Origin of the sequence: Enterobacter sp. Bisph1, assembly GCF_000814905.1 — a bacterium.
GTDB lineage: Bacteria > Pseudomonadota > Gammaproteobacteria > Enterobacterales > Enterobacteriaceae > Kosakonia.
The window spans coordinates 137,325-153,652 of sequence record NZ_JXAG01000052.1 but is presented as its reverse complement, the minus strand read 5'-3'; the positions used below and the strand labels follow the sequence as shown (position 1 = coordinate 153,652).

The 16,328-nt window shown below is 48.8% G+C and carries 14 protein-coding genes; all 14 read left to right on the top strand.

Going from position 1 to position 16,328, the window contains the following annotated elements; translation table 11 throughout:
* The first annotated feature begins 11 nt into the window (after window positions 1–11).
* Window positions 12–1,406: an undecaprenyl-phosphate glucose phosphotransferase gene (gene wcaJ, locus RW65_RS20060; RefSeq protein ID WP_039058597.1), complete on the top strand. Its 1,395-nt coding sequence runs from the start codon at window positions 12–14 to the stop codon at window positions 1,404–1,406.
* 9 nt (window positions 1,407–1,415) lie between these two features.
* A complete protein-coding gene (locus tag RW65_RS20055) occupies window positions 1,416–2,894 on the top strand; it encodes an MOP flippase family protein (RefSeq protein ID WP_039058596.1) in 1,479 nt (492 codons plus the stop codon).
* Between the two features lie 32 nt (window positions 2,895–2,926).
* Window positions 2,927–4,207 carry a colanic acid biosynthesis pyruvyl transferase WcaK gene (gene wcaK, locus RW65_RS20050; RefSeq protein WP_039058595.1) on the top strand — a complete coding sequence of 427 codons (1,281 nt, stop codon included), beginning with the start codon at window positions 2,927–2,929 and terminating at the stop codon, window positions 4,205–4,207.
* Window positions 4,204–5,424 (top strand): colanic acid biosynthesis glycosyltransferase WcaL, encoded by a 1,221-nt coding sequence (gene wcaL / locus RW65_RS20045; RefSeq protein ID WP_039058594.1) that lies wholly within the window; start codon window positions 4,204–4,206, stop codon window positions 5,422–5,424. Before wcaK ends, wcaL begins: the two co-directional genes overlap by 4 nt.
* A gap of 10 nt (window positions 5,425–5,434) precedes the next feature.
* Window positions 5,435–6,847 carry a colanic acid biosynthesis protein WcaM gene (gene wcaM, locus RW65_RS20040; protein WP_039058593.1) on the top strand — a complete coding sequence of 471 codons (1,413 nt, stop codon included), beginning with the start codon at window positions 5,435–5,437 and terminating at the stop codon, window positions 6,845–6,847.
* A gap of 180 nt (window positions 6,848–7,027) precedes the next feature.
* A complete protein-coding gene (galF, locus tag RW65_RS20035) occupies window positions 7,028–7,921 on the top strand; it encodes a GalU regulator GalF (RefSeq protein WP_039058592.1) in 894 nt (297 codons plus the stop codon).
* Between the two features lie 404 nt (window positions 7,922–8,325).
* Complete coding sequence (gene rfbB, locus RW65_RS20030; protein ID WP_039058591.1) at window positions 8,326–9,408, top strand: dTDP-glucose 4,6-dehydratase; 1,083 nt, start codon at window positions 8,326–8,328, stop codon at window positions 9,406–9,408.
* A 2-nt stretch (window positions 9,409–9,410) separates the two neighbouring features.
* The gene (rfbD, locus tag RW65_RS20025; protein WP_039058590.1) at window positions 9,411–10,310 is read left to right on the top strand and encodes a dTDP-4-dehydrorhamnose reductase; all 900 of its coding nucleotides are present in this window, start codon (window positions 9,411–9,413) and stop codon (window positions 10,308–10,310) included.
* Between the two features lie 43 nt (window positions 10,311–10,353).
* A complete protein-coding gene (rfbA, locus tag RW65_RS20020; protein WP_039058589.1) occupies window positions 10,354–11,235 on the top strand; it encodes a glucose-1-phosphate thymidylyltransferase RfbA in 882 nt (293 codons plus the stop codon).
* A 75-nt stretch (window positions 11,236–11,310) separates the two neighbouring features.
* Window positions 11,311–12,255 carry an NAD-dependent epimerase/dehydratase family protein gene (locus RW65_RS20015; RefSeq protein ID WP_231564417.1) on the top strand — a complete coding sequence of 315 codons (945 nt, stop codon included), beginning with the start codon at window positions 11,311–11,313 and terminating at the stop codon, window positions 12,253–12,255.
* Window positions 12,255–13,289, top strand: a complete 1,035-nt coding sequence (locus RW65_RS20010) for an MraY family glycosyltransferase (protein WP_039058588.1) — start codon at window positions 12,255–12,257, stop codon at window positions 13,287–13,289. Before RW65_RS20015 ends, RW65_RS20010 begins: the two co-directional genes overlap by 1 nt.
* Window positions 13,290–13,395: 106 nt before the next feature.
* Window positions 13,396–15,267: a polysaccharide biosynthesis protein gene (locus tag RW65_RS20005; protein WP_039058587.1), complete on the top strand. Its 1,872-nt coding sequence runs from the start codon at window positions 13,396–13,398 to the stop codon at window positions 15,265–15,267.
* An 80-nt stretch (window positions 15,268–15,347) separates the two neighbouring features.
* Window positions 15,348–15,902, top strand: coding sequence for a dTDP-4-dehydrorhamnose 3,5-epimerase (gene rfbC / locus RW65_RS20000; protein ID WP_039058586.1), 555 nt, complete (start codon window positions 15,348–15,350; stop codon window positions 15,900–15,902).
* Window positions 15,892–16,296, top strand: a complete 405-nt coding sequence (locus RW65_RS19995) for a sugar 3,4-ketoisomerase (RefSeq protein WP_039058585.1) — start codon at window positions 15,892–15,894, stop codon at window positions 16,294–16,296. Before rfbC ends, RW65_RS19995 begins: the two co-directional genes overlap by 11 nt.
* Window positions 16,297–16,328 lie beyond the last annotated feature (32 nt).

Here is a 16,328-nt window from a genome sequence, read left to right as displayed (position 1 = left end):
CAGGTACAACAATGACTCATCTAAAAAAACGCGACCGGGCCAAAACGAATGCATCGTTAATCTCTATCGTGCAGCGCTTCTCCGACATTACCATTATGTTCGGCGGCCTGTGGTTGGTGTGCAAGGTCAATGCGCTGCCGTTTCTCTACATGCATCTTCTGATGGCTCTGATTACGCTGGTTGTCTTCCAGATGATCGGCGGCATGACCGATTTTTACCGCTCGTGGCGGGGGGTGAAAATCACTACTGAACTGATTCTACTGTTACAAAACTGGACGCTAAGCCTGATTTTTAGCGCCGGTCTGCTGGCCTTCAATACGGATTTCGATAATACCTTCGGTATATATCTCGCCTGGTATTTGTTAACCACCATGGGATTGATGCTTTGCCGGGCGGTGATCCGCTTCGGTGCGGGCTGGCTGCGTAATCTCGGCTACAACACGCGTCGCGTGGCGGTGGCGGGTGATATGCCGATGGGCCAGGAGCTGCTGGAAGGTTTTCGCAATGAACCGTGGCTCGGCTTTGATGTGGTCGGGGTTTATCACGATCCGCAACCGGGCGGCATTACCACCGGCTGGGCAGGCAATCTTGAACAGCTGGTGGAAGACGCGAAAAGCGGCAAGATCCACAACGTCTATATCGCGATGTCGATGAATGACGCCGCCTGCATTAAAAAGCTGGTGCGCGATCTGGCGGATACCACCTGTTCCGTGATCCTTATCCCTGATGTATTCACCTTTAATATCCTGCATTCACGGATAGAAGAAGTTAACGGCGTACCGGTGGTACCGCTGTATGACACGCCGCTCTCTGGTGTGAACCGCATCCTGAAACGCGTGGAGGATATTATCCTCGCTTCGCTTATCCTGCTGCTTATTTCTCCGGTACTGCTGGCGATTTCGGTGGCGGTAAAAGTCAGTTCGCCAGGCCCGGTGATTTTCCGCCAGACCCGTTATGGCATGGACGGTAAGCCGATCAAAGTGTGGAAATTCCGCTCAATGCGGGTAATGGAAAATGACAAAGTGGTCACCCAGGCGACGCAGAACGATCCGCGCGTCACCAAAGTGGGCAGCTTCCTGCGCCGCACGTCTCTTGATGAACTGCCGCAGTTTATCAACGTGCTGACCGGCGGCATGTCAATCGTCGGTCCGCGCCCGCACGCGGTGGCGCACAATGAGCAGTATCGTTCGCTGATTGAGGGCTACATGCTGCGCCATAAAGTGAAACCTGGCATTACCGGCTGGGCGCAGATTAATGGCTGGCGCGGTGAGACCGACACGCTGGAAAAAATGGAAAAACGTATTGAGTTCGACCTCGAGTATATCCGCGAGTGGAGCCTGTGGTTCGATATCAAAATCGTTTTTCTGACCATCTTTAAAGGCTTTATTAACAAAGCGGCGTATTAAGGAAAGGTCATGAGCCTGAGAGAGAAAACCATCAGCGGCGCAAAGTGGTCAGCGATGGCCACCCTGACCATTATTGGTCTTGGGCTGGTGCAAATGACCGTGCTGGCGCGCATTATCGATAATCACCAGTTCGGCTTGCTGACCATTTCGCTGGTGATTATCGCCCTGGCGGATACGCTGTCGGATTTCGGCATTGCCAACTCGATAATCCAGCGCAAAGAGATAAGCCATCTCGAACTGACCACCCTTTACTGGCTCAACGTTGGGTTGGGGATCGTGGTCTGTATTGCGATGTTCTTCCTGAGCGGATGGATTGCCGGCGTGCTGCATAACCCGGATTTGGCCCCGCTTATCAAAACGCTGTCGCTGGCGTTTGTGGTGATCCCCCACGGCCAGCAGTTCCGTGCGCTGATGCAAAAAGAGCTGGAGTTCAGCAAGATTGGCTCTATCGAAACGGTGTCGGTGCTGGCGGGCTTCAGCTTTACGGTAATCAGCGCCTTCGTCTGGCCGCTGGCGATGACCGCCATCCTCGGTTATCTGGTCAACACCGCCGTGCGCACGCTGCTGTTTGGCTTTTTCGGGCGTAAAATTTACCGTCCGGGGTTCCATTTCTCGCTGCGTTCCGTCAGCGCCAATCTGCGTTTTGGCGCCTGGTTAACGGCGGACAGCATCATCAACTACGTCAACACCAACCTCTCTACGCTGGTGCTGGCGCGCATTCTCGGTGCCAGCGTTGCCGGGGGCTATAACCTGGCCTACAACGTGGCGGTAGTGCCGCCGATGAAGCTCAACCCGATTATTACCCGCGTGCTGTTTCCGGCGTTTGCCAAAATTCAGGACGATACCGAGAAGCTGCGCCTCAATTTCTACAAGCTGCTTTCCGTGGTGGGGATAATCAACTTCCCGATCCTGCTGGGCCTGATGGTGGTATCGAACAATTTTGTGCCGCTGGTGTTTGGCGATAAGTGGAACAGCATTATCCCGATCCTGCAGCTGCTGTGCATTGTCGGCCTGCTGCGTGCGGTAGGTAACCCGATTGGTTCGTTGCTGATGGCGAAAGCGCGGGTTGATATCAGCTTTAAATTCAATGTCTTTAAAACGTTTCTCTTTATCCCCGCCATTGTTGTCGGTGGACATATGGCGGGCGCTATCGGCGTCACCCTCGGCTTCCTGATGGTGCAAATCATCAACACCGTGCTGAGCTACTTCGTGATGATCAAACCGGTACTCGGCTCCAGCTATCGTCAGTACATCTTAAGTCTATGGCTGCCGTTCTACCTGTCGCTGCCTACGCTGGTGGTGAGTTACGGGCTCGGACTTGCCCTCGACGGGCATATGCCGCTGGCCGCCATGCTCGGCGTGCAGGTCGCTGCGGGGGGAGTCGCGTTCGCCGTGATGCTGATTGTGTCGCGTAATGCGCTGGTCGTGGAAATGAAGCGCCAGTTTTGCCGCAACGAGAAACTTAAAACGCTGCTTCGCGCAGGATAAGAAACGTTTTTGATCCCCTTTATGAGGTCGTTATGAAATTATTGATCCTTGGCAATCACACATGCGGCAACCGTGGCGACAGCGCTATTTTACGTGGCTTGCTTGATGCGATTGCCCTGATTGCGCCTGAGGCCGATGTTGATGTGATGAGCCGCTACCCGGTGAGCTCATCATGGTTACTGAACCGCCCGGTAATGGGCGATCCGCTCTACAGCCAGATGAAAGAGCACAATAATGCTGCCGGTTTGATGGGGCGCGTCAAGAAAGTGCTGCGCCGCCGTTACCAGCATCAGGTGCTGCTTTCCCGCGTGACGGATACCGGCAAACTGCGCAATATCGCTATCGCGCAGGGCTTTACCGATTTTGTGCGTCGCCTGGCGGACTATGACGCGATTATTCAGGTCGGTGGCTCTTTCTTTGTCGATCTCTACGGCGTACCGCAGTTTGAGCATGCGCTGTGCACTTTTATGGCGAAAAAACCGATCTATATGATTGGTCACAGCGTGGGCCCGTTCCAGAATGAGGCGTTCAATCAGCTGGCTAATTATGTCTTTGGCCACTGCGATGCGCTGATCCTGCGTGAAACCGTCAGCCTGAATTTAATGAAGCAAAGCGATATCACCACCAGCAAAGTGGAGCAGGGCGTGGATACCGCCTGGCTGGTTGAACATCACCAGCACGATTTTGTTGCCAGCTACGCGGTACAGCACTGGCTGGATCTGGCGGCACAACAGAAGACCGTGGCAATTACGCTGCGTGAACTGGCACCCTTCGATAAACGTCTTAATACCACTCAGCAGGCCTATGAACAGGCGTTTGCCGAAGTAGTTAACCGCATTATTGACGCCGGTTATCAGGTTATCGCGCTTTCCACCTGTACCGGCATTGACAGCTATAACAAAGATGACCGTATGGTCGCCCTTAACCTGCGCCAGTATATTAGCGATCCGTCGCGCTACCATGTGGTGATGGACGAGCTGAGCGACCTGGAGATGGGCAAAATCCTCGGCGCCTGCGACTTAACCGTCGGTACGCGTCTGCATTCAGCGATTATCTCAATGAACTTCGGCACACCGGCGATTGCCATCAACTATGAACACAAATCAGCGGGCATCATGCAGCAGCTTGGCATGCCGGAAATGGCGGTGGATATTCGCCATCTGCTTGATGGTTCACTGGCGTCGATGGCCGCCGATACGCTGGGCCAGCTCCCGGCAATTAATGCGCGGCTGGCGACAGCCGTCGCCGCCGAACGCGAACAGGGCATGAAGATGGTGAAATCCGTGCTCGATCGCGTGCGGGAGGTGAAATGAAAGTCAGCTTCTTTTTGCTGAAGTTTCCCTTATCGTCCGAAACCTTTGTGCTCAACCAGATTGTTGCCTTTATTAATATGGGATTTGAGGTTGAGATTGTCGCCCTGCATAAGGGCGATATGAGCAACACCCATGCGGCGTATACGGAATATCGGCTGGCAGAGAAAACCCACTGGCTGCTGGCCGAGCCACAAGGGAAGATGGCGAAACTGCGCTATCGCGCGCAGGCAATCGGTCGCGGTTTCTGGAAATCCGCCACCTGGAAAGCGATGAATATGTCGCGCTACGGTGATGAATCGCGCAATCTCATTCTACCGGCTATCTGCGGTCTTGCGCCGCACACTTTCAGCGCCGATGTATTTATCGCTCATTTTGGCCCGGCGGGCGTCACGGCGGCGAAACTGCGTGAGCTCGGCGTACTGAAGGGCAAAATCGCCACCGTCTTCCACGGGATTGATATCTCACATCGCGATGTGCTTAACCACTACGCGCCGGAATACCGCCAGCTTTTCCAGCGCGGCGATCTGATGCTACCGATCAGTGATCTATGGGCCGGTCGTTTGAAAAATATGGGCTGCCCGGAAAATAAAATCGCGGTTTCGCGTATGGGCGTTGATATGGCGCGCTTTAACCTGCGCGCCGTGAAAAACCCAGGCACGCCGCTGCAAATTATCTCGGTGGCGCGCCTCACGGAGAAGAAAGGGCTGCACGTCGCCATTGAAGCCTGCCGTTTACTGAAAGCGCGCGGGGTTAATTTCAAATACCGTATTCTCGGAATTGGCCCGTGGGAGCGCCGCTTGCGTACCCTGATCGAGCAATTCCAGCTGGAAGACGTTATTGAAATGCCGGGTTTCAAACCCAGCCATGAAGTCAAAGCGATGCTTGATGAGGCCGACGTCTTTTTACTGCCGTCGATTACCGGTGCCGACGGGGATATGGAAGGCATCCCGGTGGCCTTGATGGAAGCGATGGCGGTAGGTATTCCGGTGGTTTCGACCGTACACAGCGGCATTCCTGAGCTGATCGATGCCGGGCACTCCGGCTGGCTGGTGCCGGAAAACGATGCCGACGCGCTGGCGCAGCGCCTTGCCTCATTCTGTGAGCTTGAAAGCACTGATTTGCTCCCGGTCGTCACTCGGGCACGGGAAAAAGTGGAACACGACTTCAATCAGAAAATCATTAATCAGCAGCTTGCCAGTTTGTTGCAGACGCTTTAACAGGGGTTTTATGACTGTGAAGAACAGGGTAAATGCGCTATCACGCCGCGCTTTTCTGGCCGCCGGTTCCGCAGTGGCGGCGCTGCCTTTGCTGCACTCTCCCGCCGCGCGCGCGCTGGGGGGCAATGGTACCGTCTCTATTAACAATTACAACCGTAACGACTGGCCAGCCGCCTTTAAACAGGCGTTCGCCGAAGGGCAAACCGTTGAGGTGCCTGCTGGCGTCGTGTGCGACAACATTAATACCGGCATTTTTATTCCTGCTGGCAAAACGCTGATCGTGCGCGGCGCGTTAAAAGGCAATGGACGCGGGCGCTTTGTATTGCAGGACGGTAGCCGGGTGTTGGGTGAAAAGGGCGGTAGTCTCTATAACATCACTCTTGATGTGCGCGGTTCGGACTGTAGCATCAAGGGCGTGAATATGAGCGGCTTTGGCCCGGTGATGCAGATTTATATTGGCGGCAAAGAGTCGCGCACCATGCGCAATCTCGAGATCGATAACATTACCGTCAGCAAAGCCAACTACGGCATTTTGCGTCAGGGCTTCCACAATCAGCTGGACGGCGTACGCATCACCAACGGCCGCTTTAGTGATTTGCAGGGCGATGCTATCGAATGGAACGTGGCGATCAACGACCGTAACATCCTCATTTCCGATCATGTGATTGATAATATCAATTGCACCAACGGCAAGATTAACTGGGGGATTGGCATTGGGCTGGCGGGCAGCACCTATGATAATACCTACCCGGAAGATCAGGCGGTGAAGAACTTCGTTGTGGCGAATATTACCGGCAGTAACTGCCGCCAGTTAGTGCATGTGGAAAACGGTAAACACTTTATTATTCGTAATGTGAAAGCCACCAATATCACCCCCGATTTCAGTAAAAAGGCCGGGATTGATAATGCAACGGTGGCCATTTACGGCTGTGATAATTTCGTGATTGATAATGTCAGCATGGTCAACAGCGCCGGTATGCTGATTGGCTACGGGGTGATTAAAGGCGATTATTTGTCCATCCCGCAAAATTTCAAACTCAACGATATTCAGCAGGATAATAGCAGCAGTAAATATAAGCTGCGCGGGATCCAGATCTCCTCCGGCAACGCCACGTCGTTTGTCGCCATTACCAACGTGAAAATGCAGCAGGCAACGCTCACGCTGCACAACAAGCCGCAACACCTCTTCTTACGCAATATCAACATCACGCAGAACGCCGCGAGCGGGCCAGCGCTGAAGCTTAATTTCGATTTACGCAAAGATGTGCGCGGACGTTTTATGGCCAAGGAAGATACGTTGTTGTCGCTGGCGAATATTCATGCGGTTAATGAAAATGGGCAAAGTTCGGTGGATATCGATCGCGTCGATCAGCATGTTGTGAATGTCGATAATTTGAATTTCCGTTTACCAGCGAAGCGCTAATTAGGGCTTAAAAAGGGCTTTTACGATAAATCCTGGTGATTTGGCCGCTGGCTTAGGATTACAACTACTGCCTTGTCGCTCAATCAGGCGTAATATCTTTCACTTTCCTCGCTGCAAACGTACTGGCGAAAACAGGTTAAAGGTTTATAATTTATCAAATTATTATAGGTGGAAGAAATAATGGTTAATTTGAAAGCAGTTATTCCGGTAGCCGGCCTTGGGATGCACATGCTTCCCGCTACAAAAGCGATTCCAAAAGAGATGCTACCGATCGTCGACAAGCCGATGATTCAATACATTGTCGATGAAGTGGTTGCTGCAGGGATCAAAGAAATCGTTCTGGTGACTCACTCGTCGAAAAACGCCGTTGAGAACCACTTCGACACCTCTTACGAGCTTGAAGCGCTGCTTGAACAGCGTGTTAAGCGCCAGTTGCTGGCGGAAGTGCAGTCCATTTGCCCGCCGGGCGTAACCATTATGAACGTGCGTCAGGCGCAGCCGCTGGGCCTGGGCCATTCGATTTTGTGTGCGCGTCCGATTGTCGGCGATAACCCGTTTGTCGTGGTCCTGCCGGATATCGTATTGGATACGGCGACCGCCGATCCGCTGCGTTACAACTTGGCCGCTATGGTTGCACGTTTTACCGAAACCGGCCGCAGCCAGGTGCTGGCGAAACGCATGAAGGGCGATCTCTCTGAATATTCCGTTATCCAGACCAAAGAGCCGCTGGATTCTGAAGGCAAAGTGAGCCGCATCGTGCAGTTTATTGAGAAGCCGGATCAGCCGCAGACGCTGGACTCCGATCTGATGGCGGTAGGGCGCTATGTGCTCTCTGCGGATATCTGGGCTGAGCTGGAAAAAACCGAGCCGGGCGCCTGGGGCCGTATTCAGCTGACCGACGCCATCGCCGAACTGGCAGAAAAACAGTCCGTTGACGCGATGCTGATGACCGGTGAAAGTTACGATTGCGGTAAGAAAATGGGCTATATGCAGGCGTTTGTTAACTATGGTCTGCGTAACCTCAAAGAAGGGCAGAAATTCCGCGAAAGTATCAAGAAGTTACTGACGCAGTAAAAGGTTAAGCGTTTCAGCTAATTTATTAAGCTGTTGCAGGGGCAGAAAAGGATTCCTCAGAGGTGTAAGTGTCTCTGGTTATTCTTACTGCCCTTTTTTGTTTTAGTCCGAAAATCAATAGTTAAAACAGGCAGTTCAGCATGAAAAATGCGCAATTAGTAACAAGGTTTTTCCTTGTTTCCCGATCTATTTCAGCGGAGAATAGCCGTCGGGAATTTTATGCCGAAAGGTAAGTAATAATAACGTTAACATAAGAGATTAACGGTAGCTTGAAGGCGTTGATTATCGCAAACAGTTTACGGGTAGCTGATGAGCCTGGGGCGGTAGCGTGGCCAAATTTTGTCCGTGTATTCTCTCGCCCGCTCATTTGTTGAAACATGATATAGCAAGTATGGATTATTCTCGTGAAAATATTGGTTACCGGTGGTGCAGGCTTTATTGGCTCTGCAGTAGTTCGTCATATCATTAATAACACACAAGATTCAGTGGTTAACGTTGATAAATTAACCTACGCAGGCAATCTTGAGTCGCTTATTGACGTTGCAGATAGCGAGCGTTATTTTTTCGAGCATGCGGACATCTGCAATGCGGCAGAAATGGCCCGGATCCTCAGCGAACACCAGCCGGATGCGGTGATGCATCTGGCGGCGGAAAGCCATGTCGATCGTTCAATCACCGGGCCTGCCGCCTTTATTGAAACCAATATCGTCGGCACCTACGTTTTGCTTGAAGCAGTACGCGCCTATTGGTCAATGCTTGCAGAGGCACAAAAGAACAGCTTCCGTTTTCATCATATTTCGACGGATGAAGTCTATGGCGATCTGCCTCATCCCGATGAGCAGCCGCAAGGTCAGCCGTTACCACTGTTTACTGAAAAAACGGCCTATGCGCCAAGCAGCCCCTATTCCGCTTCAAAAGCTTCCAGCGATCACCTTGTTCGCGCCTGGTTGCGTACTTACGGTATGCCGACCATTGTTACCAACTGTTCCAATAATTACGGCCCTTACCACTTCCCGGAAAAACTGATCCCGCTGGTTATTCTTAATGCCCTTGAAGGCAAACCGCTGCCTATTTATGGCAAAGGCGATCAGATCCGCGACTGGCTATATGTTGAAGATCATGCCCGTGCGCTTTATACCGTTGTCACCCAGGGCACTGCGGGTGAAACCTACAACATCGGCGGCCATAACGAAAAGCAGAACCTCGACGTAGTGCATACCATCTGTGATTTGCTCGATGAAATTGTGCCGAAAGAGGGTTCTTACCGTGACCAGATCACTTATGTCACGGATCGCCCCGGTCACGATCGTCGTTATGCTATCGATGCGGACAAAATCAGCCGCGAACTTGGCTGGAAGCCGCAGGAAACCTTTGAATCCGGCATCCGCAAAACCGTGCAGTGGTATCTGGATAACCAGCGTTGGGTTGAGAATGTGAAAAGCGGCGCTTACAAGACCTGGATTGAGCAGAACTACGAGAAGCGTTAATTATGAATATTTTATTATTCGGCAAGACAGGGCAGGTTGGCTGGGAGCTACAGCGTGCGCTGGCGCCTCTGGGTAATGTCGTTGCGCTTGATGTTCATTCGACAGAATATTGCGGCGATTTCAGTAAGCCGCAGGACGTGGCCGAAACCGTGCGCCGCCTGCGCCCGGATTTCGTGGTCAATGCGGCGGCGCATACCGCGGTTGATAAAGCGGAATCCGAGCGTGATTTTGCACAACTGTTGAACGCGACCAGCGTCGAGGCGATAGCGCGTGAAGTCGGTGCGATTGGCGGCTGGCTGGTGCATTACTCGACGGATTACGTCTTTCCCGGCACCGGTGAAAAACCGTGGAGCGAAACCGATGAACCGGCACCGCTGAATGTGTATGGGGAAACGAAGCTGGCGGGGGAGAGAGCGGTTCAGCAGCATTGCCCGCAGCATCTGATCTTCCGTACCAGTTGGGTTTACGCCGGTAAAGGCAATAATTTTGCCAAAACGATGCTCAAATTGGCGAAAGACCGCGAAGAGCTGTCTATTATTGCCGATCAGTATGGCGCGCCAACGGGGGCGGAATTGCTGGCAGACTGTACCGCCCATGCCATCCGTACCGCGCTGAATAAACCCGACGTTGCCGGTCTTTACCATCTGGTTGCCTCCGGAACCACCACCTGGCATGCATTTGCAGAACTGGTATTTGATGAAGCGCGAAAAGCGGGTTTACCGCTGGCGTTGAAGAAAGCCAACCCAATTGCCACGGAAGCCTATCCGACACCGGCGAAACGTCCGAACAATTCACGTCTCAATACAGAAAAATTTCAGCGTGAATTCGATCTGCTGCTGCCTCCATGGGAGCAGGGCGTAAAACGGATGCTGGCTGAGATGTTTACCGCAACGTTTAATTAATCTTTAAAATGTCTGTATGCAGGCATTAGCGCAGGATGATGAAATGAATAGACGTAAAGGAATTATTCTGGCGGGTGGCTCGGGAACCCGTTTATATCCGGTCACCATGGCGGTGAGCAAACAGCTGTTACCGATTTATGATAAACCGATGATTTATTACCCGCTTTCTACGCTGATGCTGGCGGGGATTCGCGATATTCTTATCATAAGTACTCCGCAAGATCTGCCGCGTTTCGAGCAGCTGCTCGGCGATGGAAGCCAATGGGGTTTGAACCTGCATTATAAAGTGCAGCCGAGCCCGGACGGACTGGCGCAGGCGTTTATTCTTGGCGAAGAGTTTATTGGTAATGACCCTTGCGCACTGGTGCTGGGCGATAATATTTTCTACGGCCACGACTTACCGAAACTGATGGAAACGGCGATTAGCCAGGAAAGCGGTGCGACGGTATTTGCCTACCACGTAAATGACCCTGAACGCTATGGCGTAGTGGAGTTTGATAGCGAAGGTACCGCCGTCAGTCTTGAAGAGAAACCGCTGCAACCGAAAAGTAATTATGCCGTCACCGGACTCTATTTCTATGATAACGATGTGGTGGCGATGGCTAAAAACCTGAAGCCGTCAGCGCGTGGCGAACTGGAAATTACCGATATCAACCGTATTTACATGGAGCAGGGGCGTCTGTCCGTCGCAATGATGGGCCGTGGTTACGCATGGCTGGATACGGGAACGCATCAAAGCCTGATTGAAGCGAGTAACTTTATTCAAACGATAGAAGAGCGTCAGGGCCTGAAAGTTTCGTGCCCGGAGGAGATTGCTTACCGTAAAGGGTTTATTGATGCCAGCCAAATCGAAATATTGGCCAAGCCGCTGGCAAAAAACAACTATGGGAAGTATTTGCTGAAGATGATTGGTAAAGTTAGCTAATAAAAGTACAAGCATAATACCGCTCTTTTTAAGATCTCCCATTTGAACTGAACAATGACTATCAATAAATAATCTATGATGAAAATACTGGTAACCGGAATCACAGGTTTTTTAGGTTCAAGACTTTCTGAGATGTTATTAGATAAGTCATTCGATGTAATAGGTAGTTCACGTGCCGGCAATGCATCACGAAATATATTTGCTACGGGTGATATCGATGGGGATACCGATTGGCAGGAGATCGTATTTGGTTGCGATGCCGTGATTCATGCGGCGGGACGAGCTCATATCCTAAATGATAATGAAAAAGATATTGCTGCAGCCTTTAACAAAATAAACTGCGAAGCTACCATTAAATTGGCAGAAGATGCCTTTGCAGCGGGTGTGAAGCATTTTATTTTTATTAGTTCAATAGGTGTGAATGGCGAGAGCATGCACCAGAATGCTATTAGTGAAAAATCCGTACCTAACCCAACATCTCCTTACGCTATCTCAAAGTTTAATGCTGAGAGAAGGTTGCTTGAAAAATACAGAAACACGCAAATGGCGGTAACTATTATTCGTCCTGCGTTGATATGTGGTCCTGGAGCACCGGGCAATATTAACAGGCTACTGAAACTTGTAGGAAGCGGTTTACCGTTACCTTTCAAAAAGGTAAATAATTTAAGAAGTATGGCTTCATTAGATAATGTTTGTGATTTTATTATTCACTGCGTTAATCAGCCTGAAGCGAAAGACGAGGTCTTTGTTTTCTCAGATGAAGAAGAATTATCTATTGAAGACATTACCAAATTAATGAGCGCCGGTATGGGTAAAAAAGCCAGATTATTTTTCTTTCCGTCTTTCCTTCTTAAGTTGTTATTGACTTCAATCGGAAGAAAAAAAATGTACGAACAACTTTTCTCTTCATTTAGCATTGATTCAACTAAATCAAGAGCACTCATGAAGTGGAAACCTGTAGTTACTATCCAGGATACTTTGTTTGCTACGGGCAAAGCGTTTCATGAGGGCAATAGATAATGTTATTTTTCATCATGTTAGTAGTGTCTTTTATAGCTGCTGGCAGTTTAACTTGGGTATTGAGAATTTATGCCATTCGCCATAATGTACTCGATATTCCTGTTCATCGAAGTTCCCACTCCATCCCGACACCACGAGGTGGAGGCGTATCCATTGTCCTGACATTCGCCTCCCTTGTTGTAATTGGATATTTTTTACAGCTAATAAAAATTGATACGATGTTAGCGCTTGTGGTTCCGGGCTTTATTACCGCGGTAATTGGTTTCCTGGACGATCATGGGCATATAGATGCGAAGCTCCGTCTGTTGTTTCATTTCATCGCAGCCGGGTTAGGACTCTATATTATTGGCGGCTTTCCAAAGTTAGTAATAGCAGGGTATAGCCTGGATTTTCCTGTATTTGGAACTATCTTTGGCCTGTTATTTCTTGTCTGGATGCTAAATCTCTATAATTTTATGGATGGCATAAACGGTATTGCAGGCAGCGAAGCTGTTTTGTTCGGCTTATTAAGCCTGGCCGTAATCGGATTTACCCATCCCGAGTTACTCACAACGGACCTTTCGCTGTGCCTTTCCATTTTAGCTGGTGCGAGCCTTGGTTTTCTGCTTTGGAACTTCCCGATTGCACGCATTTTTATGGGTGATGCTGGAAGCGGTTTTCTAGGAATTATCATCGGGTTAACGGTATTGATAGCGAGTCATGCGGATTACCGCTTGTTCTTCTCGGAAATGATTCTTTTGAGTGTATTTATTGTCGATGCAACTGTGACGCTGTTGCGCCGGGTAGTTCGTGGTCAAAAGCCCTTCGAAGCACATGCAAGCCATTGTTACCAAATTTTGTCTCGACGTTATCAATCCCATGCCAAAGTCACAACGGGGGTGATAATCATTAATATAGTCTGGCTCATGCCCCTTTCTATCGCGGCGGCAAATTCACGCCTTAATGGTATCGCTGCCCTTGCCATCGCATGGATGCCTTTGATTATCGTAGCGATAGCTAGTGGGGCCGGCATTAAAGATAAATTGCGATGTTGAAAAAGATGATGAAATAAATGTAGCAATTTATTTTAAGGTCACGACTGGATGTGTGACAATAAATCCAGCCAGGTAATCAAATCGTGCTCAAACTATCAGGAAAATCATGTTAATCTGGTTTGTTTCATTACCAAGGTCATATAAAAGAATTATTTCACTTTCGATTGATATCTTTCTTTTGGTGTTTGCTTTTTGGCTTGCATTTTGGCTGAGAATCGATGCATTGATGCCTATTGGTAGCCTGAATCATTGGTATCTGGTTGCCTTCAATACTCTCCTGACGTTACTTGTTTTTATTAAGCTTGGTTTATATCGCGCAGTACTGCGTTATTTGAGTGCAAAAGTATTGGTAGCTGTGGCTGCGGGAATGGCTTTTTCCGCCACTTTATTGGTCATGTTAGCTTTCTTTACTAATATTTACTTACCACGCACTATTCCTGGAATTTATTTTGCAGTTGGACTTTTATTAGTAGCAGGCTCACGCCTACTTTTGCGCATGTTACTGAATAGAGGAATGAATTTAGGGATTAAGGTGATTATTTATGGCGCCGGCGCCTCAGGTCGTCAACTACTTCCGGCGCTAAGCCAGGCGGCTGAATATTATCCGGTAGCATTTGTTGATGAGAATGAAAAGCTACAAAATACAATTATTCATGGTGTGACAGTTTATGGCCCTCAAAAACTGAAATGGTTAGTTGAGAAGTATGACGTAAAAAAAATACTTTTAGCCATGCCTAGTGCTAGCCGAGAACGCAAAAGGGAAGTAATCGCTATGCTGGAGGGGCTGCCTTGTGAGGTCCTTTCTATCCCTGGTATGGTAGATCTGGTAGAAGGAAAAGCGACAATCGATACTATCAAAAAAGTATCGATTTCAGATTTGCTAGGCCGGGATCCGGTTGCGCCGTTACCTCAGTTGATATCGAAGAATATTAAGGATAGAGCTGTCCTGGTAACGGGAGCGGGTGGATCAATTGGGTCGGAGTTGTGTCGGCAGATTTTAACTAATGGCCCTCGTAAGCTTGTTCTATATGAAATATCTGAATTTTCTCTTTATGCTGTAGAACGCGAATTGAGCTGTCTAATTAAACAATCGCACCAAGATATAAAATTAATTCCGATACTGGGCAATGTACAAGATCAGCACCATCTCGAACGAGTAATGACTCGCTTTAAAATCGAAACAGTTTATCATGCTGCAGCATACAAACATGTTCCTCTGGTCGAATATAACGTTGTTGATGGCGTAATGAATAACGTTTTCGGTACGCTTAATTGTGCTCAGGCTGCAATAAACAGTGGAGTGCAAAAATTTGTACTTATCTCTACAGATAAAGCTGTGCGTCCAACAAATACAATGGGCGCAACTAAAAGAATGGCTGAGTTAGTCTTACAATCTCTGTCAGCACAGCAAAAGTCGACATGTTTTTGTATGGTACGCTTCGGTAACGTACTAGGGTCTTCGGGCTCAGTCGTACCGCTTTTTGAAAAACAAATTGAGGGCGGTGGACCGATTACCTTAACGCATCAGGATATAATACGCTATTTCATGACAATACCTGAAGCGGCTCAATTGGTAATTCAGGCTGGTGCAATGGGTAAAGGCGGGGATGTATTTGTGCTGGATATGGGGGAACCTGTGAGAATTATCGACTTGGCTCATCGGATGGTTTCACTAAGCGGTTTACGTGTAAAAGATGAGGAAACGGGAAGCGGTGATATTGCCATTAAAATTACTGGATTGCGTCCCGGTGAAAAGTTGTTTGAGGAGTTATTAATTGGAGAGAATGTTGAGAAAACACAACATCCACGTATTCTTACCGCTAACGAAATAATGCTCGACCCTGAACAATTGAAAAACTATTTGCAAGAAATAAAAAAAGCTTGCTTGAATTACGATCATGTAAAAATCCGAGAAATTCTTATCAATGCTCAAACAGGTTTTAAACCGTCTGATGAAATATGTGATATTCTATCTTGATGCATTGCTATTGAGAAATAGGGCAGCAAAAAATTAACTGCTTTCTCTAGCGTTATCAAACTCACTATATCGGAATTAAAATGCTTGTAACAGTAACTGAAATACCTGATGTGTTACTCTTCGAACCACATTTATTCAACGATGAACGGGGCTATTTTTATGAAAGCTTCAACCATGCCAAATTCGAAGAGGCCGTTGGCTACCCCATAAAATTTGTGCAAGATAACCAATCAAAGTCTAAAAAAGGTGTGATCCGTGGCTTACATTTCCAGGCTGATCCTTCTGCACAGGGTAAATTAGTCCGCTGTGTTATAGGTGAGGTTTATGATGTAGCGGTCGACATACGTAAAGGGTCGCCAACGTTTGGAAAATGGGTAGGTGCGCATCTGTCAGCAGAAAATTGCAAACAATTATGGATACCGGAAGGTTTTGCGCATGGTTTTGCGACGCTTAGCGATTCTGCCGTTTTCTTATATAAAACAACTGATTATTACAACCCGAAAGCTGAACGCACTATTTTGTGGAACGACCCGGCGCTATCAATTGATTGGCATGTTGAGCAGCCCTTATTATCCGATAAAGACAAAATTGCGCCTGTAATGCAGGAACTACTGGAGAATCATAGTGGATATTAAATTGATACCTCTACAAACCCATGGAGATGAAAGGGGATCTTTGGTAGCACTCGAGTATGGCAATAATATTCCTTTTGAAATCAAGCGTGTTTACTATTTATTCAATACCGGTAAGGGAGTTAAGCGCGGTTTTCATGCGCACAGAAATCTTAAACAGGTTGCTATTGCGGTGCGCGGATCCTGCAGGTTTATTCTCGATGATGGTAGAGAGCGTGTTAACCTTCTGCTCGATAACCCAGCGCAGGGACTCGTTATTGAATCTTTCATTTGGCGTGAGATGGTGGATTTTTCAGCAGACTGCGTGCTTATGGTATTGGCGAACGAACTTTACGATGAAAGTGATTATATACGTAACTACGATGATTTTGTGGAGTCAGTATCGGGGGGGATTTAATGACTGTATCGTGTAACTGGATTTTAACAGAT